A 24,443-nucleotide genomic window follows, 5' to 3' on the forward strand; every position below is an offset into this window, starting at 1 on the left:
TCGTGCAATTCCAGTTCAGGATCTCCTGACTTTTGTTTTTGCCGCAATCCGGACGGAAACCCGCTTCGCACTTTTCCTGGAATTGCTCTAGCGTTTGAGCAGGAACACAGCCTGCTGTCCGAACAGGTTCCAGAATCCCCACGGCATGTTGAAGCCGAGCCGGGAACCAAACGCGTTGAGCGCCACGGCCGTCTCCACCTGGGCACCGACTTCCCTAGTCATGTCGACAAAGTCGCTAATGGTGCAGAAGTGGATGTTCGGCGTGTCGTACCAGCTGTAGGGCAGGTCCTTGGTCACGGGCATGCGTCCATTGATGGCGAGCGACGCGCGGACGCGCCAATGCCCGAAATTCGGAAACGAGACGATGGCCTTCTCGCCAATGCGCAGCAGCTCGGTCAGGACGTTCTTCGGGTTACGGGTGGCCTGCAAGGTCTGTGACAGGATCACATAATCAAAGCCGCCATCGGGGTAATATTTGAGATCGCTGTCGGCGTCGCCCTGAATGACCGAAAGGCCACGAGCGACGGATTCGTTGACGCCCTTTTGCGAGAGCTCGACGCCGCGGCCGTCAATACCCTTCGTCGTCTGCAGGAGCTCCAGCAATTCGCCATCGCCGCAGCCAACGTCCAGCACCTTCGAGCCGGGTTTGACCAACGAGGCGATGACATCGAAATCGACGCGGGGATGAATATTGACGCTCATGAGGGAATGAGCCCCTTGGCACGGGCCGCCGAGCGGATGAAGCCGGTGATGGCGGAGAACATCTCCGGCTCGTCGAGCAGGAACGCATCATGGCCGCGATCGGATTCGATCTCGACGAAGGAAACCGAGGCGCCTGCCGCATTCAGGGCATGGGCGACGGTCCGGCTTTCGCTGGTCGGGAACAGCCAGTCGCTGGTGAAGGATACGATGCAGAAGCGGGTCTTCGATCCGGCGAAGGCATCGGCGAGCCTGCCTTCATGCTCGGCCGCCAGATCGAAATAATCCATGGCACGGGTCATGTAGAGATAGGAATTGGGATCGAAGCGCTCGACGAAACTCATACCCTGATAACGCAGGTAGCTTTCGATCTGGAAATCGGCGTCGAAGCCGAAGGTCACATTCTGCCGGTCTTGCAGGTTGCGGCCGAATTTGCGGTGCAAGGCGGTCTCGGAGAGATAGGTGATGTGCGCGGCCATGCGAGCGACCGACAGGCCCTTGCGCGGCGCAGTGCCCGCCTCAAGATAGAGGCCTTCCTTCCACTCGGGGTCGGCCATGACCGCCTGGCGGCCAACTTCGTGGAAGGCGATGTTCTGCGAGGAATGACGCGCGCCGGTTGCTATGGCAACGGCAGCGAACACCTTGTCCGAATGGCTCGACGCCCATTCCAGCACCTGCATGCCGCCCATGGAGCCGCCTATGACAGCAAAGAGCTGTTCGATGCCGAAATGCTCGACGAGCATTGCCTGGGCGCGCACCATGTCGGCAATGGTGATAACGGGCAGGTCAAGCGCATAGGCCTTGCCGGTCTCGGGATTGATCGAGGCGGGGCCGGTTGAACCCAGGCATCCACCGAGTACGTTGGAGCATAGGACGAAATAGCGCTCCGTATCGACAGGCTTGCCGGGGCCGACGAGCGTTTCCCACCAGCCGGCCTTGCCGGTGACGGGATGCACATTTGCCACGTGCTGGTCGCCGGTCAGTGCATGGCAGATCAGGATCGCATTGGACTTGTCGGCGTTGAGCTCGCCATAGGACTGATAGGCAATGCGGAATGGCGACAACGAAACACCGCTATCGAGATGCAGCGGCTTGTCGGCACCAAAATCCACCACAGGGCTGTGGGGATTTGTTGCTTCCTGGCTCTTCTGATCGATTTTGGACGTTGATCGGCTGGCTTTGGTCATCACACCGGATTTTGGGCTAAGCAATTTGGGTGCGCGCTAGGTATGGTTGCAGCCACGGCAAAGTCAATGGTTTCTTTGCGTTTCTGGCCTCGGCTAAGCCAGAGGAAGCAACTTGTTCTCGACATTGGCCGCTTTGGCGGCTATGTCCGCACGGTTGCTTTTGCGAGCGAAATGACCATCGATCGAACGATGTTACGGATCAATCATGACCACGACAGTTAAAGACATGCGACCCACGCCCAAAGCCGGCATACTCGACATAGCCCCCTATGTCCCCGGCAAGGAGCATGCTCCGGGCGTCGCAAAGGTCCATAAGCTGTCGTCCAATGAAACGCCGCTCGGCGCGAGCAAGCACGCCATCGATGCCTATCGCGAGGCTGCCGGGAAGCTTGAGATCTATCCGGATGGCCAGGCAAGTGCACTGAAGAAGGCCATTGCCGATGTGCACGGACTGAATGCCGACAATATTCTCTGCGGCAATGGTTCCGATGAGCTGCTTGGTCTGCTCTGCCAGACCTATCTCTCGCCCGGCGACGAAGCTATCTACACTGAACATGGCTTCATGGTGTACAAAATCTACATCATGGCTGCGGGAGCGACGCCAGTCGTCGCCAAGGAAAACAGCGAGCGGGCGGAGGTGGACTCCATCCTGAGCACGGTCACGCCGCGCACGAAGATCATATTCCTTGCCAATCCGAACAATCCGACGGGCACGTACCTGCCTTTCGAAGAGGTGCGCCGCCTGCATGCCAGCCTGCCGAAGAACGTCTTGCTGGTGCTTGATGCCGCCTATGCGGAATATGTGCGCCGCAACGACTACGAAGCCGGTGTCGAACTCGTGTCGTCCTTCGAAAATGTCGTGATGACCCGGACCTTTTCCAAGATTCACGGGCTTGCGGCACTTCGCATCGGCTGGATGTTCGCGCCTCACCACGTCATCGATGCCGTCAACCGCATTCGCGGCCCGTTCAACATGAACTCGGCGGCAATCGTTGCAGGCAGCGCGGCGATCCGCGACCGCGCGCATGTCGATCAGGCAATCGCCTTCAACGAGAAATGGCTGCCATGGTTGACCGAACAGCTGACCGCTCTCGGTCTGCGCGTGACGCCATCGGTCGGCAACTTCCTGCTTGTGCACTTCCCGGACAATGCGGCGAAATCGGCCGAAAAGGCGGACGCCTACCTTACGAGCAAGGGCTATATTTTGCGCCGCGTTGCGGGATACGGATTTCCCAACGCGTTGCGCCTTACCATCGGATCCGAAGAAGCCAATCGCGGCGTAGTTGCTGCACTCTCCGAATTCCTGAAGTAGCTTCGCGCCATGACGGGCTGCAAATGGTGTTTTTCTGTGCTCCGGTGCTCACGTACCCATAAGTACGCTGTGCTCCGATGCTCGCAAGCCACCATTTTCGCCGCGTCATGGTGCGAATCTCAGCGCAGTCACAGGTCATAGAAACATGTCCAATATCCATTTCGATACAATTGCACTGATCGGCATCGGCCTTATCGGTTCGTCGCTGGCCCGTGTCATCAAACGCGAGGGTCTCGCCGACAAGATCGTCATTTCCACCCGCAGTGAAAGCACACTTGCGCGGGCGAAGAAGCTTGGCCTCGGCGACAGCTACACGCTCGACAGCGCCGAGGCGGTGAAGGATGCCGATCTCGTCATCGTCTCGGTACCGGTCGGCTCGTCAGGTGCTATTGCCAAGCAGATTGCCGGTTCGCTGAAACCTGGCGCCATCGTAACCGATGTCGGCTCCACCAAAGGCTCGGTCATTGCGCAGATGCAGCCGGAACTGCCCGCCAATGTGCACTTCATCCCCGGCCACCCGCTCGCCGGTACGGAGTATTCCGGTCCGGATGCCGGCTTTGCCGAACTCTTCGCCAATCGCTGGTGCATCCTGACGCCGCTGGAAGGTACCGATCCCGCCGCTGTGGAGCGTCTGACGAAATTCTGGCAGGCGTGCGGTTCCCGGCTCGATACGATGGACCCGGTCCATCATGACCGCGTTCTCGCCATCGTCTCGCACCTGCCGCATCTCATCGCCTACAATATCGTTGGGACGGCGAGCGATCTCGAGGAAGTGACGAACTCCGAAGTCATCAAATATTCGGCTTCGGGTTTCCGCGATTTCACCCGCCTGGCCGCATCGGACCCGACGATGTGGCGCGATGTCTGCCTGCACAACAAGGAAGCCATCCTTGAAATGCTGGCGCGGTTTTCGGAAGATCTCGCGTCCTTGCAGCGCTCGGTTCGCTGGGGCGACGGCGATGCGCTGTTCGACCTGTTCACCCGGACGCGCGCCGTTCGCCGCGGCATCATCGATGCAGGTCAGGAAGTGGATGCACCGGACTTCGGTCGTCAGAAGGCTAGCCAGCCGTCAAAGTGACGGCAGTCTGCCGATACTGATGAAGCCGATTTTCATCTTGCCGTTCCGGGCGGTGATCGGCAGTGTGGGTGCTCCGGTTTCGTCCTTCGGTACAAATGCCATCGCCTGGAGCACCGAAGCGATGGTGTTGCCGGCTTCCGGGAAGATACCCTGAAGCGCGGTGGCAACGCCTTCCGGATTGCGCATCGTCACCTTGAAGTCGCCGCTGATGCGCCCGTCATCGCCGATCGAGAATGGTCCTGAAATGGCGATACCGCTACCGTCCGCAAATGCCAGATCGACTTTGCGCAAGGTGCCGGATTGGCCGCGCAATACTGTCAGATCCCGTTCGGGCTTGCCAAGCAGCGCAAATCCGTTGGCAAGTTGAACGTCCGCCGCGCCGGTCAATTCGGGCAGGGACCGGTTGTCGATGAGATTGTCGGCGATTTTCAGCTTGTTGAACGAAAGGGCGACATCCATTTGCGGTTCGGTGGTGCTGAAGTGCAGTTCGCCGTCCTGTACCACGGCGATCGGTACGGCACCCGGCGCCGCATCGCGCTGGTTGACGATGAAATTGCTGCCCTCGATCGATATCTGCTTGGGGAGCGGTTTGTCCAAGCGAATGCTGGAAGTGAGATTTCCCCATTTGGCGTCGAGCGGCATCACGCCGGGTACATCAATGGCGGCAGGGCCATCGATGCGGCTGACAATCTGCATCGGGTCGTAGACCTGTGCCGCTGAACGAAAGGTGCCGGCGGTAACGGAAAGGTTCTTTGCCGGATCGGCCCAACCAACGCGTGTACAATCGAGCCCAACCCGCAATGGATAGCCGCTCGCCGTCGCATTCTCACAGGTGGCGTCGATGCCCTTTTCCTTGAAGGCAGCGATATTCGTTGCAACGCGTGTTTGCAGTTCATTAGCCAGATAATACCAGCCGCCGGTATAGAGCGCGCCAAGCAGAACGAGTCCACCGATGAGATATTTCAAAAGGCGTCCGCGCTTGTTGCTGGATTCAGGGGTGCTTGACGGCATGGTCCGGCTCTCGCTATCGATCAGGGGAAGATGCTTCAGAGCCCGGTTGCAAACTCTACTGCGGCGGTCATCTGACGCGGTTTTCGGCGCTTCCGGTGCTCACGTACTCTAAGTACGTGCGCTCCGGTTCTCGAAAACCACGCCATATGCCTCACCGCAGCAGCGACTTTTCAAAACGGGCTCTCACAGTTCACAACTGCTATCAGGACGGATATGGGCGATTTTTGGGTCTTTGGCTACGGCTCTTTGATGTGGAAGCCGGGCTTTGCACATTTGGAGACGATGCACGCCCGTCTGCATGGCTATCGGCGTGCACTTTGCGTGCGCTCCTATGTGCATCGCGGAACGCCGGAACGGCCTGGCCTCGTGCTCGGGCTCGACCGTGGCGGGTCCTGCCTCGGCATGGCGTTTCGAGTGCCGGGCGATCTTGAGGATGAGGTGGTTGCTTATTTGCGGGCGCGGGAACTGGTCACGCACGTCTATCTGGAGCGGCGGCTTGGCATCCGGCTGGAGGACGGACGCAAGGTCGATGCCCTGACCTACGTTGTCGACCGCAACCATGTGCAATATGCCGGCACGCTGTCGGTGAGCGATGCGGCAACCGCCGTGCGCGGCTCGGTCGGCCAGTCCGGGCGCAACGAAGACTATGTCCACAACACGCTCGACCATATGCGCAAGATGAACATCCGCGACCACTGGATGGAAGCGGTGGCGGCCGCAGTTGACGGGGGCGGTTAGGAAGCAGCAGGGAGGGGGCTTCCTTATCTAAACGCTGACGTCGAGTTCCCGTAGCCGGTTGACGGCCGTGGGTGGCATGGGCGGTGGATTGTCCGATTTTGCCGCCTCGATCAGGAGTTCGTCGCAGGCCGCCTCGGTCACCCTTTCGAGTTCCTTCAGGAAGGTATCGTTGTCGAGGCCGGGCTGGATCGGTGGCAGGATGCGGCAGCGGATGGTCCCCGGATAGCGCATGAACATGCGCCGCGGCCAATAGAGCCCCGCATTATGGGCAATGGGCACGACCGGGATGCCGAGTTCCCCATAGATATGCGCGACGCCATATTTGTAGCGCGGCGGTGCCCCGGGAGCCGTACGGGTGCCTTCGGGATAAATCATCAACTGCCTGTTCTGGGCAACCGCGTGACGGGCACCGGCCACGGCGGTCTTCATGGCGGCGGAGCGTTTGCCGCGATCGATCGGCACCATCCGCATCTTCTGGATGTACCAGCCGAACAGCGGAATCCAGGTCAGTTCGCGCTTGAGGATATAGACCGGGTCGGCGATGTGGGGAAGGAACGCATAGGTGTCCCAAAATGACTGGTGCTTGGCGGCGCAGATATAGGGCCCGTCCGGAATATTCTCGAGGCCGTCTATGTGATGGTCGGTGCCGGCAATCAGCTTTTGCAGCCAAAGATTGGATTTTGCCCAGTTCTTCGGAACGCTCCACGCTTGTTTGCGCGGGCTCAGAAAATAATAGGGGGTGAAGATGATCATCTGGATGATCAGGTTGAGGTAGAATGCCGTGTTGAAGGCGAGTGATCGGATGATCGTCATGAGGGTCCCGGAATGACATCGAATGGCCTGCGGCCTTGGTTATACTATATGGGACGTGGCGTGAACTGGATAAGAGCCCGTTTTGAAACTCTACGGGGTGGCCATCTGACGTGATTTTCTGCGACCTATCCCTTGATCCTGTGCAGCAGGGATGTCGTGACATCGGACAGGCGGGCAGGAAGCTGGTACCGGATGATGGCGCCGACATATTTGACGTATTCGACGAGCAGGACACGCACCACCAGGCCCCGGGTGATCCAGTTGCCGTCGCGCAGGTTCGTGTTGGTGATGGGATAGGGAATGAACTCGATGTCGCGGGACGCGCGCTGGAGTTCAAACATCGTCCTCGGGATGTGATAATTATTGGTGACGACGATAATCCGCTTGTAGTGGTTGGCATTGGCCCATTTGACGCTCTCGGCAGCATTGCCCACCGTATCCAGCGCCGACCGGTCGATATCAACACAGCATTCGAACAGCGTAGCGTCGCCGCCGGTGACGCGCTGCAGTTCATTGCGGTTGGTGGAGGCATGGACGCCGCTGATGAACAGCCGCTCGCCACGCTTGTTCTTGAGAAGTTCAAGCGCCCCTTCGATACGGGAATAGCCGCCAGTGAGGACAACGATGCCATCCGCGGGCACGGTCAGGTCCGGGGCTTGCAGAGTGCTGACGTGATCGCTGAAGACGATGAAGCCGCCGAGGAACAGGCCCAGCGAGATCACGCAGAGAATGAACAGGGGCAGCACGATTCGCTTGCGGATGAACGCCATCGCCCGTCCACCGCGGCCCTCATCGCCGTTGTCTGACTTGCCGTTGCTATCGTTCAACCCGTTCATTCCGCGTCGCAAATCGCCTTACTTGTGGCTCGTTTTTCTTGAGTGGGTTAAACAGCCGGGGCTTCGTAAAATCCATGGATTCAAAATAAATAGAACGAGTTTAATTTTCGTGACTGTCGCCCGTCCGTCCGTCCACTTGCCTCAGATGCGCTATGACTGTCATTCGTGTTGTAATCATGGTCAGCACACTGACCGCCAGTATGATCAGGACCACGCCGGAATAGCCGCCTGACCCGATGGAAAAATTGCCGAAGAGCGCTGTCGCCTGGTCAGCTTCCGGCGTTGCAAGATTGCGCGAGGACCACCAGGCGAAGCCGAGGAAAATGATCATCGCCAGGGCGCCGCCGCAGAGCGCGCCCTTCAACGCCGTCCAGAAGAAGTGCCGCTCGAACTGGCGCGCGACGAATTTCTGTTCCGCGCCGATGAAATGCAGCACCTCGATGATGTGTTCATTGCCGGCCATCGCACCGCGGGTCGCGAAGATCACCGTCAGAACCGTCGCGGCAATGACGAGACCGAGCACCGCCATGCCGATGAGCACGGTCGAACGCGCCATCGAGACCAGCCGGTCGACCCAGGTGCGGTGATCGTCGAAGCTTGCGCCGGGTACGTCCTTGACGAGTGCGCTGCGAATGGCGGCGAAATCCGGCGGCGAAGCTTCGTCGAGCGTAACGACGACGAGGCGCGGCACCGGAAGCTCATCGATATCGAGGCCGGTACCGAGCCAGGGTTCGAGAAGCCGGGCTGTTGCTGCGCGGTCGATGATCCGCGTGGATATCACGCCGGAAAAGCCCTGCGCGATCGTGCTCGCCTGGTTCAGCAGCGCCTCCATGTCCTGGCCTTCGACGGGCCGGATCTGGATGGTTGCCTCGGTCGAAATCTGGCTCTGCCAGGTTGCTGCCGTCGATTGCACCAGGCTGACGGCGCCGATGGTCAGGCAGGCGAGGAATGTCATGATGGCGATGACGATCATCAGCGCATGGCCGACGACATTGCCGGCCGGAACGATCGGCGCCTGGCTGCTGTTGCCGCGCACAAGCCCGATGGCCCTGTCAATCAGCACCAGCGCCTGTTCCTTGAGGCGGTCGGCATCAATCATAGATATCGAGCCTCCCCTGATCGAGGATCATGCGCCGCGCATTGATCTGGTCCATGAGGGTCAGGTCGTGCGTCGCGATGACCACTGCAGTGCCGGAACGATTGAGCTCGCCGAATAGCCGAAGCAGGCGCCTTGCCAGCGGCGGATCGACATTGCCTGTCGGCTCGTCCGCAAGCAGGATTTCCGGCTGGTCGATCAAGGCGCGGGCAATGGCGGCGCGCTGCTTCTCACCGCCGGACAGGACAGGCGGCAGGACGTGCATGCGCTCGCCGAGCCCGACCCAGTGCAGCAGTTCCTCGACCTCGGCGCGGTAGGTCGCCTCTTCCTTGCCGCGCACACGGAGCGGGAGCGCCACGTTCTGGTAGGTTGTCATGTGATCAAGCAGGCGGAAATCCTGGAAAACAACACCGATACGGCGGCGAAGCAGCGGCATTTCCTTGGACGAGATCGTCGCAATGTCCTTGCCGAAGACGGTGATCAGGCCGCGTGTCGGCTTCAGCGTCATGAATAGCAGGCGCAGCAAGGAGGTCTTGCCGGCGCCCGAGGGGCCGGTCAGGAACTGGAATGATCGCGGTGAAATGTGGAGGCTGACATCACGCAGAACCTCCGGGCCCATCCCATAGCGCAAACCGACATTCTCAAAACGAATCAAGCGTAACTTCCAGATTTTGGTCTACGCGTGTTTTATTCAGCGCGGACAGGTTTGGCCACCGTCAATCACGGTCAGACGGCCGCCGAACCGTTAATTTTTGTGCAGTAACCTTGCGCCATGATTCGGAGGAACATGACTGCAACATGGCGGGATGAGCGGAAAAGCGTGCAATGACGCAATTCAGGCCATTGATTGGCGAAAACGACATGGATTTTCTTGGTGCGACGACCTTCAACAGGGGCGTTGCCGAGGAGATTCATTTTGAAACCGTGATCGCTCCGGCGAGTCCGACGCCAAGCGGAGCAGTTGATCGCACCCCGGTTCGACCGCCCATGCAATCGTTGCCAGTGGATGATGGGATCGCAATTCTTCAACGGCCTGACCGGTCTCAAGGCAGGTTCCCGGGTTTCGGATACTGGTTCCTGGTGGCGCTGGCGGCGGCTTCGGCGTTCTGGATCAGTGGCGGCTACGTGCTATTTTCGCACTAGAACTTTTGCTCTGTTCGGCGATCAGCTTTTGCTTTTGCCATGCAGATCGGGCTATAGCAGCCTCTTCTATCCATAATCAGGAATACATGCATGCCCAAGGTTGGCGGAAAAAACATCGAGGTTCTCTTCAGCGCGCAGACGATTGCCGATCGCAACCTTGAACTTGCCAAGGGGATTGTCGCCCGCAATTTCGAGAATCTGCTGGTGATCTCGATTCTCAAGGGGTCGTTCATTTTCGCCGCAGATCTCATCCGCGCCATGCATGATGCCGGAGCGGAACCCGATGTCGAGTTCATCACCGTTTCAAGTTACGGCAAGGGCACGGAAAGCGGCGAGGTCCGTCTGCTTCGTGACATCGACAGCGATGTCCATGGTCGCGATGTGCTTCTTATTGACGACATCCTTGAATCCGGCAAGACGCTGAAATTCACCCGCGAACTGATGCTGGAGCGCGGTGCCCGCAGCGTTTCCATCGCGGTTCTCCTCGACAAGAGCGTGAAGCGCAAGACCGACATCGAAGCGGATTTCAAAGGCTTCGAGTGCCCCGACTATTTTGTCGTCGGCTATGGCATGGATGTCGGCCATTCGTTCCGGCAATTGCCCTATGTGGGTGTGGTGACGGAATAGGTCCGGGGCGCGATGTCGTTTATCTCTCCCCTTGTGGGAGAGAAAGGATTTTCCTGGATTTAGCGACTTAAGGTCAGCTATGCGGAGAAACCTGACGATCAACAGCAGCAGGAAAGCGTCCCTTGAGCTGTATTTGAACTGACCGCGAGGATTATCTCGAGCATGGGGTGTCGGAATCTCGTTTAGCCAATCGTCTTCAAGACGGACAAGCTATGGAGAACAGCGATGACTATCACAATTACCGCCTTTGAACGGTCGCCCGATGGCGGCAAGGGTCTGGCGCGTGACATGCGCGTTCGCTGGGCGTTCGAAGAAGTGGGCCAGCCTTACGACGTTCGTCTTCTTTCGTTTAAAGCGATGAAGGAACCCGCGCATCTCGCGCTTCAACCTTTCGGGCAGATTCCAACCTATGAAGATGGCGATCTGACCCTGTTCGAGTCGGGGGCGATCGTGTTCCATATCGCGGAGCGCTATGTGGGTCTGCTGCCGGACGATACGAATGCCCGGGCGCGCGCGATCACATGGATGTTTGCCGCGCTCAATACGGTGGAGCCGCCGATCGTTGAGCGCGAATTGGCCTCGTACCTGGAGCGCGACAAAACCTGGCACGAGGAACGCCTGCCTATCCTCGAGGATCGCGTCCGCGACCGGCTGGATCAACTCTCCGGTCGGCTTGGCGATGCCGACTGGCTCGACGGCGAGTTCAGCGCCGGTGACCTGCTAATGGTGTTGGTGCTGCGCAGGTTGGACGGATCGGGCATATTGGAGGAATATCCGAACCTCTCTGCCTATGTCGCCCGCGGCAAAGCGCGGCCCGCATACAAGCGTGCTTTCGACGCTCAGTTAGTGGTTTTCTCCGCCGCATCGACCGGCTGACAAAGGTCGGCTCTGGGAGAAAACCGGCGGTCCGGCTCAATCAAACTTCAATAGCCGCTCCAGATAGTCTTTCTCCATCTGCGGGCTGAGCGCGTTGCCGAGGCGGCGGCGGATTTCTTCGAGGATCTGGCGCGCCCGCTGGATGTCGATTTCGCCGGGCAGCATGTCCTTGCTGAAGAATTCCGGATCGCCGCTTCGCTGCGGACGGCCAAGCGGGTCCTGACGGCTGTTCTGCTGCCCGTTACGGCGTCCGGTCTGGCCCTCCTGGCCCATTGCCTGCTGCATCTGTTTCATCATGTCCTGACCGCCGCGGCGCAGCGCATCGAGCGCATTGCTCTGCTGGTCGAGGGCCTGACCACCATCGGCTTCGCCGAGCGATTTCCCGGCTTCACCCATGGACTCGCCCGCTTCGCCGAAATCCTTGCCGGGATTGATGCCGAGGCCGCGTAGATCCTTCATCATCTGCTCAAGGTCTGACTGGAGCTGGTTCTGGCCTTCCTGCAGCCCGCGCAATGCCTTGGCGATATCCTCTTCGGACATCTGCCCCTGCTGGCCATCCTGACCCTGCTGACCCTCCTGACCTTGTTGGCCTTGCTGACCTTGCTGGCCGTAATCCTGCTGCATGCCGTTCTGGCGCTGCTGTTCGAGCCTGTGGGTCTGGTTCATCATGTCCTGCTGGCGCCGCATCAGTTCGCCGAGCTTGTCCATCTGCTGCCGCATCTGGCGGCCTTGCTGGTTTTGACCTTGCTGCTGCCCCATCTGCAGATTGTTCATCATGTTTTCGAGTTCGGACAGCAGCTGTTGGGCCTGATCGCGCGCGCCCTGCTTGGCCAGATCCTCGATCTGGTCGAGCATGCGGTCAATGTCCTCCTGGCGCAGTTCCTGGGCGTTGGGATCCGGTGCCTGCGCCATGTTCGGATTCTTCTGCGCTCTTTCGGCAAATTCGCGCAAATACTCGTTCATGGCCTTGCGCAGTTCGGCCATCAGTTTTTCGATTTCCTCCGGGCTCGCACCGCGTTCGAGCGCCTGTTTCAACGCTTCCTGTGCCTGGCGCAGGCGGCGTTCGGCATCGGAAAGGGCGCCATCCTCGATGCCGCGGGCGACTTGCCACATATAGGATACAACGTCGCGCAGCTGGTCGTCGCTGCGAGCGAGATTGAGACGCGAGCGAATACTGCGCAATGCTAGGTAGTGGGAGGCGTTCTTGATCGTCTCCTCCGGCCAGATCGTCAGGCCATCGATCGTGTTCAACACATCCGGCTTTGCATTGGCATTCAGCGCCAGAATACGCCGCTGTTCAACAACAGCGCGCGCCAGCGGGTTGGCGAAGGGCCGTTCAGGCATGACCAGGGTTTTTGTCTCGCTTCGTGCGTCCTGCTTCGCGTCGTCGGTCGCGACAAGCGTCATATGGATTTCCGAACCTGCCCAAGGATGCTCGGTGAGATCCTTGGTGGTCTTTATCTCCTTGGGCTGATCGCCGCGTCTCGGCAGGGAAAGGGGCAAATCCGGAGCAGCATAGAGTGGCCGCGCAGCCTTGTCGGCGGGCGCCATGGCCTGCTCTATCTTGGCAAGGGCGCCGGCCGCGCCATAGTCATCCTTCAGTTCGTAGAACACTTCCATGGTGCCATTGATGGCGCTGGAGGGATCCTTGGTGAAGCGGATCGAGGGCGGCTGGTCGGGAATGACCGCAAAGGACCATTCGGAAAGCGTGGAGCCATTATCATAAAGCGTAACGGTGCTGTCGGCGCTGAGACGGGCTTCAAAGTTTCGAGGCTTGCGTTTGGCCGCTGCCGGGTCTTCTGTCGCGCCCCCTTCCTTTACGGGGGCAAAATCGGTCGCTTCGCCATTGCTGGGAGCCAGTGCGGCTGTCTCATTTCCGCTGCCACCTATAATGCGGATGACAAGCGTGCTGTCCTGCGGAATGGTGAACTGCTTGTCTTCAGTGTTGGCTGCCGATGTCAAAAAGACGGGCGCGCGCCCTGTATAACGCGGAGGCGTTACCCAGGCATCGATACGTGGCGGGATCGCATCGGACGAGCCGTGACTGCGGAAGGCATCGCTGACGCGGCCGCCCAGTGGTCCTTCAGCAAAGGCAAATGCAATGAAGAGAAGCAGGCCGATAACGGCTCGCAAAGCCCAGGGATCGCGCTCCGCAACACGGGTTTGCGGCAGTCCGCTCTTCAAATTCCGGATACGCTCGGCCATGCGCTTGCGATGTTCGTCCCAGAGCGCTTGCGCAAACGGGTCGTCCGTGTTTGCGGCGAGCTCTTCCGATTGGACGGTGATCGGCTGGTGATCGAGGATATTGACGTTTTCAAGCCGCTGGCTGACCTCGGCGTGCGTCGGCAGGTGGAACCTCAGCAGAAGATAAAGGCATGCCGGGACCGAAAGAGCGAATAGTCCAAGCACTATGAGCCGCAGCCAATCCGGAGTTATCCGGAAGACGCCGAACCAGGACAAGGAAAGAAACGCCGCCAGGACCAGCAGCAGAGGCAGCAAAAGTGGCCACAGGCGCTCAAGAGCAATCGTCAACCAGGCAGACAAACGGAGGCGATCGATACTCCTGAAAATATCGAACCTGACCCTTTCAGCGTCCCGTTCGTCGGGGTGTTGACTGGTCATACGCACTCCATCTCGCCAACATCGACGGGTTGACCTCATACGAGAATAGCATTCATCGTGGCAAAGGCGAGGCCTTGGGGTAAAATTGCGATCAATGGTTTGTGTAATAGACCATCTTGAAACTCTAATGCGGCGGTCATTTGACGCGATTTTCTGTGCTTCCGGTGCTCACGTACCTCTGGCAGCGATCGTGCGTTCCAAATCCCCTCTCTTGTGATTTCTAGCACTTAGCTGACGCTAAGGTGCTGAATCACGTAAGGGGGGAGATACCCACGGCACTACAACCAGTCCGGCACCGAATCGAGCCCGATCAGTTCTTCATAGCTCGTTCTTGCCCGCACGACGTGAAAGCGGTCGCCATTGACCAGCACCTCAGGGACGAGGAGGCGCGTGTTGTATGTTCCGGCCTGGACGGCACCATAAGCACCAGCCGTTCCGATAGCGATGAGATCACCCGGGGCAGGACGGGGCAGATCGCGGTCGAGACCGAGATAGTCACCCGTTTCGCAGACCGGGCCGACGACATCACCGCGAATGCGCGGGTGGGTGGCGGATGGCTCCTTGACCGAGCGGATCGTGTGGAAGGCGTCATAAAGCGTCGGCCGGATGAGATCGTTCATCGCCGCGTCGACGATGATGAAGTTCCTGGCGTCGCCTTCCTTGAGATAGATGACCTCGGTGACGAGAATGCCGGCATTGCCGATGATGAGACGGCCGGGCTCGAAGATGGTCTTGAGGCCGAGCGGCTTGATGTGCTTGGCGACAATCTGCGCATAGGCATCAGGCAATGGCGGCGGATTGTTGTCGAAATGGTAGGGAATGCCGAGCCCGCCGCCTAGATCGACATGCTTGATGTCGTGGCCGTCGGCCGTGAGCTGGGCCACCAATTCGGCGAGCAGCCTGAAGGCATTGTCGAACGGCTCGAGATCGGTGATCTGGCTGCCGATGTGCATGTCGACGCCGACGATCTTGAGGCCGGGAAGCCCGGCGGCGCGGGCATAGACCGTGCTGGCCTTTGCCAGTGGAATACCGAACTTGTTCTCGGATTTCCCCGTTGAAATCTTCTTGTGTGTCTTTGCGTCGACATCGGGATTGATGCGCAGCGATACAGGCGCGATCTTACCCGCGGCCACGGCCCGGCTGGACAGGAGTTCCAGCTCCGGTTCGGATTCGACGTTGAAGCAGTGAATGCCGGCGGCCAGTGCATAATCCATTTCGGACGGCTTCTTGCCGACGCCGGAGAAGACAATCTTGCTGGCGGGAATGCCTGCGGCAAGCGCCCTGCGCAACTCTCCCTCGGAGACAACATCCGCGCCCGAACCGAGGCGGGCCAGTGTTTTCAGCACGGCCTGGTTGGAGTTTGCCTTGAGGGCGTAGCAGACCAGTGCGTCCATCTCTGCAAAGGCGGCTGAAAAGACCTTGAAATGGCGCTCGATGGTTGCGGTGGAATAGCAATAGAAAGGTGTCCCGACCACCTTGGCGATGTCGGGAATACTGACGCCCTCGGCGTGAAGGACGCCGTCCCTGTAGTCGAAATGGTTCACTTAAATTCAGCCTAGATCAACGGGTCGAGAATGAAACGCTTGTCCGGAGCCGGCGGAGTTGCCTGGTTCGGCTCGCCAGGCGTCGATGTGACAGACGCCGGCGGCGGTTCAAGCGGACCTTTCCGGCCACAGGCCGAAACGGCGCCGGCAATCGCGACCGCCATCAGAATTGTCGTCAGAAAAGAACGGCTTGTCATTGAGTTTGATCCTGTCGTCCGAAATATTTATCTTCTGTCTAGCGTAAGGAGGAGCGGTTTGCATCCCCCATCGTCAAGCCAGCCTGAGCTTTACAGTTTTGTGATGCGCTTTTGCCAGAACCTGATCTGGCGGCGAACCTCGCCCGGTGCCGTACCGCCATAGGATCTGCGGCTGCGGACCGATTTGTCGACGGTGAGGTAGCCGAAAACCGCGTCGGTGATCCCTGGGTAGATCTGCTGCAGCTCCTCTAGCGACAGTTTGCCGAGTTCGCATTTTTTCTGCTCGGCGAGCGCGACGGCGCGGCCGGTCACATGGTGCGCCTCGCGGAAGGGCAGGCCGAGCTCGCGGACGAGCCAGTCGGCAAGATCGGTCGCGGTGGAATAACCGGAACCGGCAGCCTTTTTCATGGCCGCGGTATTGATGGTCATGTCGCCGACCATGCCGGTCATGGCGGCGATGGCGAGTTCGAGGGTCTCGGCCGCGTCGAAGACCGCTTCCTTGTCTTCCTGCATGTCCTTGGAATAGGTGAGCGGCAGTCCCTTCATGACCGTCAAAAGGCCGACGAGAGACCCGGTGATACGGCCGGTCTTGGCGCGCACGAGCTCTGCCGCATCGGGATTCTTCTTCTGCGGCATGATCGAGGAGCCGGTCGAGAACGAATCCGACAGGCGCACGAAGCCGAATTGCGGCGTGGACCAGATGACGATTTCCTCGGCGAGGCGCGACAGATGCGTCGCCGTGATGGCGGCGGTCGAAAGGAACTCGAGCGCATAGTCGCGATCAGAGACGCTGTCGAGCGAATTACGGGTCGGTTCGCGGAAACCGAGCGCCTTGGCTGTCATGTGCCGGTCGATGGGGAAGCCGGTTCCGGCCAGTGCTGCCGCGCCGAGCGGCGATTCGTCCATGCGCCTGATTGCATCCCTGACGCGGGAAAGGTCGCGGCCGAACATTTCCACATAGGCCATGCAGTGGTGGCCGAAAGTGACCGGCTGCGCCGTCTGGAGATGCGTGAAACCCGGCATCAGCGTTGCCGCATGCTCTTCCGCACGCTTGAGAAAAGCTTCAATGAGGTTCTTGAGCGCATTGGCGGTCTTTTCGAATTCAGCCTTCACCCAGAGGCGGAAATCCACGGCCACCTGGTCGTTGCGCGACCGGGCGGTATGCAGGCGGCCGGCGGATGCGCCGATGAGTTCCGCCAGACGCGATTCGACATTCATGTGAATGTCTTCAAGTTTGCGTGAGAAAATGAACTTTCCGCTTTCGATCTCTGACAATATCGTGTTCAGGCCGCTTGCGATCTTGTCGTGGTCGTCGCCTGAGATTATGCCGGTTTTCGCAAGCATGGCAGCATGGGCAAGCGAACCCTGAATGTCCTGGGCGTAGAGTTTCTGGTCAAAGCCGATGGAAGCATTGATTTCTTCCATGATCGCGGCAGGACCGGAGGCAAAGCGGCCTCCCCACATTTCATTGCTGTTCTTCTTGTCGGACATGGAATAGCGCCTTGGGTGCGAAGGATGAGAGTAGAAATGACTGACGGCAACCAAACACAAAAATCGCCACGCAACGGAAGCAGGAAGATCATTCTCCTTGCCGGTCTCGCGGGCATCGTTGCCGGTGCGTTTGCGGTATACGTGATGGAGCGGCCCTCTGGCAATATTGTCGCGGGAACAAACCCGGCCGACCAGTGCGCAATCAAAGCCGATGCGGCCAAGGCGATCGATGCTGCCGCAATGGGGGCCGTCGCTGCCATGCGTGGCGCAGATGCGCCGCAGTCCTTGTCATCGCTGACCTTCAACGGGCCGGACGGCAAGCCGGTCCGTCTCGAGGATTTCAAGGGCAAAACGCTGCTCGTCAACCTCTGGGCAACCTGGTGCGTGCCGTGCCGCGAAGAAATGCCGGCGCTCGATGCTCTGCAGACGAAGAAGGGCGGCGACGACTTCAAGGTCGTGGCCGTCAATATCGACACGGGCGACGATGCGAAGCCAAAGGTGTTCCTTGATGAGATCGGCGTCAAATCGCTCGAGCTCTATCGGGATGCATCGATGGGTGTATTCAATGATCTGAAGCGCAAGAATCTGGCATTCGGCCTGCCTGTGACGATACTGGTCGACAAGGAAGGCTGCCAGATCGCCGCGATGAACGGCCCCGCGGACTGGGGAAGTGACGACGCCGCGCGCTTTATTGATGCGGCGAGGGCTTTGAACTAGGCATAAAAAAAGCTCCATCGCGAGATGGAGCCTTTTTAGATTATGCGAACGCGCTGAATTACTCAGCTCCTCCCGCGGCGGCTTTCCGAGCCTTCTTGGCTTTGTACTTGTCAAAGCCATGCAGTTCACCTGGTTTGCGTTCTTTTGGTGTTTTCTTCGGTTTTTCAGGCTTTTCTGTGGCCCAGCCTTCCGGTTTTGCCTTGGCTGGCTTGGCTGACCAGTCGGATTTCGGCTTGTCGTCACGGGAACGGGGCTTGGCGGAATCCCAGTCACGCTTCTCGCCAAAGCTCTTCTTGCCCTTGTAGTCGCCGCCTTCGCGGCGGGGCGAGGAGAATCCGGGGCCATCGCTGCGGGTAATGTTCACACCCTTTTCGCCGCTACCGAACTGCTTGATCCGTGCCAGGAAATCGTCGGCCTTGCTGGCGCTGATCTCAAAACGGGTTTCAGTCTCAAGGATTTTGATCGAGCCGACATCGGTCTTGGTGAGGTCACCGGCCTTGCAGATCAGCGGCAGGAGCCAGCGCGGCTCGGCGCGCTGCTTGCGCCCGACGCTGATGGAGAACCAGGCGCCGCTCTCGAAATCTTCTATGCGGCCGCGCGGTGTGCGTTCACCGCGCTCCGGACGGTCTTCAAAGCGGCCCTTGCGGCCGGTATCGCGCATTGGCTCAAGCACGTGCGACGGCGTCGACGACAGTTCCTCCGGGGCAGGGCGCGCTGCCATCTGCTGGCGCAGATATGCGGCGGCGATCTGTTCGGCTGAATGCAGGGCGAGCAGTTCCTTTACATGGGCTGCTTCATCTTCGCCGACGACTTCCGTCAGCGAAGGATCGTTGAGAATGCGGTCGTGGTTGCGCTTGTTGATTGCGGCAGCGTCCGGCGGTGGCACCATGGTCGTTGCAAGCTTTGCGCCCTGCAGCAGGCGCTCGGCGGTGCGGCGGCGTGATGGCGGCACGATCAATACGCAGATGCCCTTGCGGCCCGCGCGACCGGTACGGCCGCTGCGGTGCAGCAGCGTCTCGGAATTGTTCGGCAGGTCGGCGTGAATGACGAGGTCGAGATTGGGCAGGTCGATGCCGCGTGCCGCAACGTCGGTCGCAACGCAGACCCGGGCACGGCCATCGCGCATGGCCTGCAGCGCATTGGTGCGCTCGGCCTGGCTGAGTTCGCCTGACAATGATACGACGTTGAAGCCGCGGTTGGAGAGGCGGCTGGTCAGGTGTTTTACCGCCTCGCGGGTCGAGCCGAAGATGATCGTGTTCTGCGCATCGTAGAAGAGCAGTGAATTGATAATGGCATTTTCGCGCTCGCGCGGCGCCACCGGCATGATGTGATATTCAATGTCGCTGTGCTGTTCCCGGTCGTTTGTCGCGGAAATGCGCAGTGCATCGTTCTGGAACTGCTTGGCGAGCTGGGCGATGGGTTTCGGCACTGTTGCCGAGAACATCAATGTACGGCGGTCTTCGGGCGCTTCGCCGAGAATGAATTCGAGGTCTTCGCGGAAGCCGAGGTCGAGCATCTCGTCGGCTTCGTCGAGAACGACTGCACGCAGGTCCGCCATGTCGAGTGAGCCGCGGGTGATGTGGTCACGCAGACGGCCGGGTGTGCCGACGACGATGTGTGCGCCCTGGCTTAGCGCACGGCGTTCCTTGGTCATGTCCATGCCGCCAACGCAGGAGGCGATGCGTGCGCCGGTCTGCTCGTAAAGCCACTCCAGCTCGCGCCGTACCTGCAGTGCAAGTTCGCGCGTCGGGGCAATCACCAGCGCGTAGGGAGCGCCAATGGAATTGAAGCGGTCCTCGCCATCAAGCAGGGTCGGGGCAATGGCAATGCCGAATGCAACCGTCTTGCCGGACCCGGTCTGCGCCGAGACCAGGAGGTCCGCATCCCGCGCTTCAGGCGCCAGCACGGCGGTCTGCACCGGCGTCAAGGTTTCATACCCACGGGCTGCCAGTGCACCGGACAGCGCCGGAGCGATTGAATCGAAAATAGTCATTAATTAACTTTCAGTTAAGTCTTTGGCTGGTGTTTTGGGCTCGGCTTCAGTGAGCACGAGCGGCACGCATATAGCTTTGTTGCGCTCTCGTAGAGGTTATAGCTCATTTCGTCAATGGCGGCGAGGCGTGGGGCAGTGCAGGGGAGCCTTGCAAATTCGTTGTGCGTGATTCCCGCTCAGGCAAACTCAGGTAGCAAAACCTGCACGTTTTAGCCGCACGATCGCAAGGTCGAGCGCGGAAAGAAAGCTCGAGCGATCCTTGGGTGAAAACGGTCGTGGACCGCCGGTGATCTGTCCGGCAGAGCGCAGCTCGTCCATGAGGTTACGGGTGGCGAGCGTGTTGCCGATCGAGCTTTCGGTGAAGGCACGGCCCGTTGGCGAAATGGCATCTGCTCCGGCTTTGACACAGCGGCTGGCAAGCGGGATGTCGGCCGTGACCACAACGTCGCCGCGCGAGACGCGGTCGGCGATCCAGTCATCGGCGGCGTCGAAGCCATCGCTGACGATGACGCGCTCGATCATCGGGTCACGCGGGATCGCCATGAAGGAATTCGAGACAACGTAGACCTTGACGCCGTACCGCTCGGCAACGCGGTATGTTTCGGCCTTGACCGGGCACGCGTCGGCGTCGACATAGATGGTGATTTTCTTCTGCTCAGTCATGTCTCTCAACCAAAAATGTGCAGGGCAGCGAGACCAACTGACGCGGCAAGGCCGATAGCGATACCTGCGGCAAGCGCAGCCGCAAGAAGGCCTGTTCCGAGCCAGACGCCATCCCGCTCGCCGAGACCGATGGCAAGGAGGACGATGGCGAGAGCCGGCATTTGATTGATCAGCGGTACGGGCAAGATCACGATGAGTGACATCAGCAGGACGACGATGCTGACGACACGCTCGATAAGGACCTGAGGGACGATCCAGTAGCGCGGGCGCGCCAGCTTCTCGAACCGCATGAGGAGTGGTTTGAATTTCTCAAGGAAGGTGCGATAGTTCTCGACCGATATGGATTTCCGCCGCATGAATTCCGGAAACCACGGTTCCTCGCGACCGATCAGCATCTGGATCGATACGAGCACCAGCGGAATACCAAAAATAGTCGAGGTCCCGGGCAAGAGAGGGACCAGATTGAGCGCCGCAAAGAGGATCATCAGCGCTCCGAAACTACGCTCGGAGAGGGCGGAGAGAATATCGTCGAGCGATATCCTCTCCGCCGTCGTTTCGCCGAGTTGGACAAGAACGCTGGATAGTCGCCGCGTGTCCCCGGATTCGGAGGGATCCCAGTCGGGCGATGTCCCATCAGCGTTCATTTTGTCCTCCGGTTTGATGAATCATGCCTTTCCAGTGGTTTCGGCGCCAGAGGCCGGTTGGGCATCGATCAATGATACAGGCGCTTCCTGCTCATGTCGTGTTTTCCAGAGTGAACTGAAAATACCGGCAGCCAGGATACCAAGCGTGATCGACAGTGACCACACTGGCGGAATCTTTGCCAGTCCCAAAGCGTCAGCGACGAATATCTTTCCGCCGATGAAGACCAGAACCAGCGACAGCGCATATTTCAGATAGACGAAGCGATGGATCAGGCTGGCCAGGGCGAAATAGAGCGCGCGCAGGCCGAGAATGGCGAAGATGTTGGAGGTGAAGACAAGATAGGGATCGGTGGTGATTGCGAAGATCGCCGGGATCGAATCGACGGCAAAGATCACATCAGCGAGCTCCACCATCACGAGAGCGAGCAACAGGGGCGTTACCCAGGTCTGCCGCTTCATCGTCAGCGGATCGGTTTTCCGGACAATGAATCTCGAGCCATGAAGTTCCTTCGTGACCCGGAACCGCTTGCTCATGAATTTGAAGACGGGATTGGCGGAGACATCATATTCCTCGTCCCCAGCCATCAACATGCGAATGCCGGTGATGATGAGGAACGCAGCGAAGAGGTAGAGGACCCATTCATACTCTTCGACGATAGCAGCACCTGCCGCGATCATGATGCCGCGAAGGATAACGACGCCAAGAATGCCGTAGACGAGAACGCGGTGCTGGAATTGCTTGGGAATGGCGAAATAGCCGAAGATCATGGCGATGACGAAGATATTGTCCATCGCGAGACTCTTCTCGACAACGAAGCCGGTGAGGTACTGCATCCCAGCCTCCTGGCCGAGTTCCCACCAGATGAAGCCGCCAAAGGCGACGCCGAGACTGATGTAGAAGGCCGAGAGCAGAAGGCTCTGGCGCATGCCTATGTCGTGATTTTTACGGTTGAGAACGCCCAGATCGAGGACGAGAAGAACGAGAACGAGGGCTAGAAAGCCAAGCCACATCCACAGGGGCTTGCCCATGGCATCAATAAACAGAAGCTCCATGTTGAAAAAAGATCCGCCGGCATCGGTTCAAGATTACAGCTCCGACATCACGAGAGAGCCGGTAACTCCCGCCAGAGGGGCCCGGTGCTGCAATTCTGCCTCAGTTGGGGAGAGGCAGAGAGCAATGCAAGGGCTTGATTGGAAATAAAAATTTGAAACGATAAGCCGGCAACAGCGCCAATGCGTCAGCGAGTCGGAACGGGATGCTCGCCGCGATAATCGTAGAATCCGCGGCCCGCCTTGCGTCCGAGCCAGCCGGCTTCGACATATTTGACCAAGAGCGGGCAGGGGCGGTATTTCGAATCCGCCAGACCGTCATAGAGAACCTGCATGATCGACAGGCAAGTGTCGAGACCAATGAAATCGGCAAGTTGCAGCGGTCCCATCGGATGATTGGCCCCAAGCTTCATCGCCGTGTCGATGGCCTCAACCGAGCCGACACCTTCATAGAGCACATAAATCGCTTCGTTGATCATCGGCAGAAGGATGCGGTTGACAATGAAGGCCGGGAAATCTTCGGCGACGGTGATGGTCTTGTCGAGGCTAGAGACGAATTCGCGGGCCGTTTCGAACGTCACGTTCTCGGTGGCAATACCGCGAATGAGCTCGACCAGCTTCATCACCGGCACAGGGTTCATGAAGTGAATGCCGATGAAACGCTCCGGCCGGTCCGTGGTCGCGGCCAGCCGCGTGATCGAGATCGACGATGTGTTTGTGGCGAGGATCGCTTCCGGATTGAGGTTGGGGCAGAGCTGGGAAAAGATCTTGCGCTTGATCGTCTCGTCTTCGGTAGCTGCCTCGATCGCAAGGTCAACGCCAGCGAGGTCTTCGATCCTGAGGGCGGGGCGAATGTGAGTCATGGCCTTCGCCCGCTGCGCATCCTCGAGTTTGCCGTGGGAAACCTGCCTGGCCATGTTGCCGTTTACGGTGGCGATGCCCTTTTCGATCTGTTCGGCCGACTGGTCATGCATCAAGACATTGTATCCGGCGAGGGCGCATACGTGAGCGATCCCCGAGCCCATCTGCCCTGCGCCAATAATGCCTACGGTCTTGATCGTGCCAGCCATGTTTCCATCCCGTTCATTCGCTACATATATCACACAAACTAAATGGCCGGGGTAGCGTTCGTCTACCCCGGCCAGATAATTTCATTTCAAATCTGGAATTAGATTCAAAGTGCTTTTTCAAGCTCCGGCAGGATGACGAAGAGATCGCCGACGAGGCCATAATCCGCCACCTGGAAGATCGGTGCTTCTTCGTCCTTGTTGATCGCGACGATGACTTTCGAGTCCTTCATGCCGGCCAGATGTTGGATCGCACCGGAGATACCGACAGCGATGTAAAGATCCGGAGCGACGACCTTGCCGGTCTGGCCAACCTGCCAGTCGTTCGGGGCGTAGCCAGCGTCCACCGCAGCACGCGAAGCACCAACGGCAGCGCCGAGCTTGTCGGCAACGGGAAGGATCACTTCCTTGAACTTCTCGTTCGAGCCGAGCGCACGGCCACCGGAGATGATAATCCGGGCCGACGTCAGTTCCGGACGATCGCCGCCGGACAGCTTGGCTTCAACAAACTTCGACAGGCCTGGATCAGCGGCTGCTGAAACATTCTCGACGGAAGCCGAACCACCTTCACCAGCGGCCGCGAAGGTTGCGGTGCGCACGGTGATCACCTTCTTGGCGTCAGTCGCCTGCACGGTCTGGATGGCGTTGCCGGCATAGATCGGGCGCTTGAACGTATCGGGCGAGATCACCTCGATGATGTCCGAGACCTGCATCACGTCGAGCAGGGCAGCAACGCGCGGCAGGATGTTCTTGCCGTTGGTGGTGGCCGCCGCAATGATCGTGTCATAATTGCCGGCGAGCGAAACGATGAGCGCAGCGCTTGCCTCGGCAAGGCGGTTTTCCAGATCCGGACTGTCGGCGAGGAGAACCTTTTTGACGCCCGCCAGCTTGGCAGCCTGCTCGGCGACGCCCTTGGCGCCCTTGCCTGCCACCAGAACATGAACGTCTGGGCCGATGGCAAGCGCTGCCGTCAGCGCCTTGGCGGTCTGGTCGGAAAGGGTCTCATTGTCATGTTCGGCAAAAAGAAGAATAGCCATGG

24 protein-coding genes are annotated in these 24,443 nt (G+C 59.2%); 7 read left to right on the plus strand and 17 right to left on the minus strand.

Going from position 1 to position 24,443, the window contains the following annotated elements; all coding sequences use genetic code 11:
- Nucleotides 1–87: 87 nt before the first annotated feature.
- Nucleotides 88–702, minus strand: a complete 615-nt coding sequence (gene metW / locus CU102_RS10240) for a methionine biosynthesis protein MetW (protein WP_106710983.1) — start codon at nucleotides 700–702, stop codon at nucleotides 88–90.
- Nucleotides 699–1,886 (minus strand): homoserine O-acetyltransferase MetX, encoded by a 1,188-nt coding sequence (gene metX, locus CU102_RS10245; protein WP_106710984.1) that lies wholly within the window; start codon nucleotides 1,884–1,886, stop codon nucleotides 699–701. Before metX ends, metW begins: the two co-directional genes overlap by 4 nt.
- A gap of 205 nt (nucleotides 1,887–2,091) precedes the next feature.
- On the opposite strand from metX, the gene hisC reads away from it, so the two are divergent.
- On the plus strand, nucleotides 2,092–3,198 hold the full coding sequence (gene hisC / locus CU102_RS10255) for a histidinol-phosphate transaminase (protein ID WP_106710986.1): 1,107 nt from the start codon (nucleotides 2,092–2,094) through the stop codon (nucleotides 3,196–3,198).
- A 145-nt stretch (nucleotides 3,199–3,343) separates the two neighbouring features.
- Nucleotides 3,344–4,276, plus strand: coding sequence for a prephenate/arogenate dehydrogenase family protein (locus tag CU102_RS10260; protein ID WP_106710987.1), 933 nt, complete (start codon nucleotides 3,344–3,346; stop codon nucleotides 4,274–4,276).
- Here the strand turns inward: CU102_RS10260 and CU102_RS10265 are convergent.
- Nucleotides 4,268–5,287 (minus strand): DUF2125 domain-containing protein, encoded by a 1,020-nt coding sequence (locus CU102_RS10265; RefSeq protein WP_106710988.1) that lies wholly within the window; start codon nucleotides 5,285–5,287, stop codon nucleotides 4,268–4,270. The genes CU102_RS10260 and CU102_RS10265 overlap by 9 nt on opposite strands.
- A gap of 213 nt (nucleotides 5,288–5,500) precedes the next feature.
- On the opposite strand from CU102_RS10265, the gene CU102_RS10270 reads away from it, so the two are divergent.
- Nucleotides 5,501–6,025 carry a gamma-glutamylcyclotransferase gene (locus CU102_RS10270; protein ID WP_106710989.1) on the plus strand — a complete coding sequence of 175 codons (525 nt, stop codon included), beginning with the start codon at nucleotides 5,501–5,503 and terminating at the stop codon, nucleotides 6,023–6,025.
- Between the two features lie 27 nt (nucleotides 6,026–6,052).
- On the opposite strand, the gene CU102_RS10275 is transcribed toward CU102_RS10270, so the two are convergent.
- From CU102_RS10275 to ftsE, 4 genes are all read right to left on the minus strand, one after another.
- A complete protein-coding gene (locus CU102_RS10275; protein ID WP_106710990.1) occupies nucleotides 6,053–6,838 on the minus strand; it encodes a lysophospholipid acyltransferase family protein in 786 nt (261 codons plus the stop codon).
- Between the two features lie 125 nt (nucleotides 6,839–6,963).
- Complete coding sequence (locus CU102_RS10280) at nucleotides 6,964–7,665, minus strand: YdcF family protein (protein ID WP_245425281.1); 702 nt, start codon at nucleotides 7,663–7,665, stop codon at nucleotides 6,964–6,966.
- Nucleotides 7,666–7,774: 109 nt separating this feature from the next.
- Nucleotides 7,775–8,773: a cell division protein FtsX gene (locus CU102_RS10285; protein WP_106710991.1), complete on the minus strand. Its 999-nt coding sequence runs from the start codon at nucleotides 8,771–8,773 to the stop codon at nucleotides 7,775–7,777.
- Nucleotides 8,766–9,389, minus strand: a complete 624-nt coding sequence (gene ftsE / locus CU102_RS10290) for a cell division ATP-binding protein FtsE (protein WP_027231343.1) — start codon at nucleotides 9,387–9,389, stop codon at nucleotides 8,766–8,768. Before ftsE ends, CU102_RS10285 begins: the two co-directional genes overlap by 8 nt.
- A gap of 206 nt (nucleotides 9,390–9,595) precedes the next feature.
- On the opposite strand from ftsE, the gene CU102_RS10295 reads away from it, so the two are divergent.
- The 3 genes from CU102_RS10295 to CU102_RS10305 all read left to right on the plus strand — a co-directional run bounded on the left by CU102_RS10295 (nucleotide 9,596) and on the right by CU102_RS10305 (nucleotide 11,416).
- Nucleotides 9,596–9,913, plus strand: coding sequence for a hypothetical protein (locus CU102_RS10295; RefSeq protein WP_106710992.1), 318 nt, complete (start codon nucleotides 9,596–9,598; stop codon nucleotides 9,911–9,913).
- Between the two features lie 90 nt (nucleotides 9,914–10,003).
- Nucleotides 10,004–10,540 (plus strand): hypoxanthine phosphoribosyltransferase, encoded by a 537-nt coding sequence (gene hpt, locus CU102_RS10300; protein ID WP_106710993.1) that lies wholly within the window; start codon nucleotides 10,004–10,006, stop codon nucleotides 10,538–10,540.
- A gap of 225 nt (nucleotides 10,541–10,765) precedes the next feature.
- Nucleotides 10,766–11,416, plus strand: a complete 651-nt coding sequence (locus CU102_RS10305) for a glutathione S-transferase family protein (protein WP_106710994.1) — start codon at nucleotides 10,766–10,768, stop codon at nucleotides 11,414–11,416.
- Nucleotides 11,417–11,452: 36 nt separating this feature from the next.
- Here CU102_RS10305 and CU102_RS10310 read toward each other — a convergent pair whose 3' ends face one another.
- From CU102_RS10310 to argH, 4 genes are all read right to left on the minus strand, one after another.
- Entirely contained in the window at nucleotides 11,453–14,038 is a 2,586-nt protein-coding gene (locus tag CU102_RS10310; RefSeq protein WP_106710995.1) for a TIGR02302 family protein, read from the minus strand.
- A 278-nt stretch (nucleotides 14,039–14,316) separates the two neighbouring features.
- On the minus strand, nucleotides 14,317–15,582 hold the full coding sequence (gene lysA, locus CU102_RS10315) for a diaminopimelate decarboxylase (protein ID WP_106710996.1): 1,266 nt from the start codon (nucleotides 15,580–15,582) through the stop codon (nucleotides 14,317–14,319).
- Between the two features lie 11 nt (nucleotides 15,583–15,593).
- Entirely contained in the window at nucleotides 15,594–15,779 is a 186-nt protein-coding gene (gene lptM, locus CU102_RS10320) for an LPS translocon maturation chaperone LptM (protein ID WP_106710997.1), read from the minus strand.
- Nucleotides 15,780–15,869: 90 nt separating this feature from the next.
- Nucleotides 15,870–17,270: an argininosuccinate lyase gene (argH, locus tag CU102_RS10325; RefSeq protein ID WP_106710998.1), complete on the minus strand. Its 1,401-nt coding sequence runs from the start codon at nucleotides 17,268–17,270 to the stop codon at nucleotides 15,870–15,872.
- Nucleotides 17,271–17,306: 36 nt separating this feature from the next.
- On the opposite strand from argH, the gene tlpA reads away from it, so the two are divergent.
- On the plus strand, nucleotides 17,307–17,987 hold the full coding sequence (tlpA, locus tag CU102_RS10330) for a thiol:disulfide interchange protein TlpA (protein WP_106710999.1): 681 nt from the start codon (nucleotides 17,307–17,309) through the stop codon (nucleotides 17,985–17,987).
- Nucleotides 17,988–18,045: 58 nt separating this feature from the next.
- Here the strand turns inward: tlpA and CU102_RS10335 are convergent, their stop codons facing one another.
- The 6 genes from CU102_RS10335 to CU102_RS10360 form a co-directional block, all read right to left on the minus strand.
- Nucleotides 18,046–19,980: a DEAD/DEAH box helicase gene (locus CU102_RS10335; RefSeq protein WP_106711000.1), complete on the minus strand. Its 1,935-nt coding sequence runs from the start codon at nucleotides 19,978–19,980 to the stop codon at nucleotides 18,046–18,048.
- Between the two features lie 186 nt (nucleotides 19,981–20,166).
- Nucleotides 20,167–20,643, minus strand: a complete 477-nt coding sequence (locus tag CU102_RS10340; protein WP_106711001.1) for a YaiI/YqxD family protein — start codon at nucleotides 20,641–20,643, stop codon at nucleotides 20,167–20,169.
- 5 nt (nucleotides 20,644–20,648) lie between these two features.
- Nucleotides 20,649–21,287 carry an exopolysaccharide biosynthesis protein gene (locus tag CU102_RS10345; protein WP_106711002.1) on the minus strand — a complete coding sequence of 213 codons (639 nt, stop codon included), beginning with the start codon at nucleotides 21,285–21,287 and terminating at the stop codon, nucleotides 20,649–20,651.
- A gap of 21 nt (nucleotides 21,288–21,308) precedes the next feature.
- Nucleotides 21,309–22,340, minus strand: coding sequence for a TerC family protein (locus CU102_RS10350; RefSeq protein WP_106711003.1), 1,032 nt, complete (start codon nucleotides 22,338–22,340; stop codon nucleotides 21,309–21,311).
- Nucleotides 22,341–22,525: 185 nt separating this feature from the next.
- Nucleotides 22,526–23,407: a 3-hydroxybutyryl-CoA dehydrogenase gene (locus CU102_RS10355; protein WP_106711004.1), complete on the minus strand. Its 882-nt coding sequence runs from the start codon at nucleotides 23,405–23,407 to the stop codon at nucleotides 22,526–22,528.
- Nucleotides 23,408–23,511: 104 nt separating this feature from the next.
- Nucleotides 23,512–24,441 carry an electron transfer flavoprotein subunit alpha/FixB family protein gene (locus tag CU102_RS10360; protein ID WP_106711005.1) on the minus strand — a complete coding sequence of 310 codons (930 nt, stop codon included), beginning with the start codon at nucleotides 24,439–24,441 and terminating at the stop codon, nucleotides 23,512–23,514.
- Between the last annotated feature and the right edge of the window lie 2 nt (nucleotides 24,442–24,443).

The organism is Phyllobacterium brassicacearum (genome assembly GCF_003010955.1).
Taxonomy (GTDB): Bacteria; Pseudomonadota; Alphaproteobacteria; order Rhizobiales; family Rhizobiaceae; genus Phyllobacterium; species Phyllobacterium brassicacearum.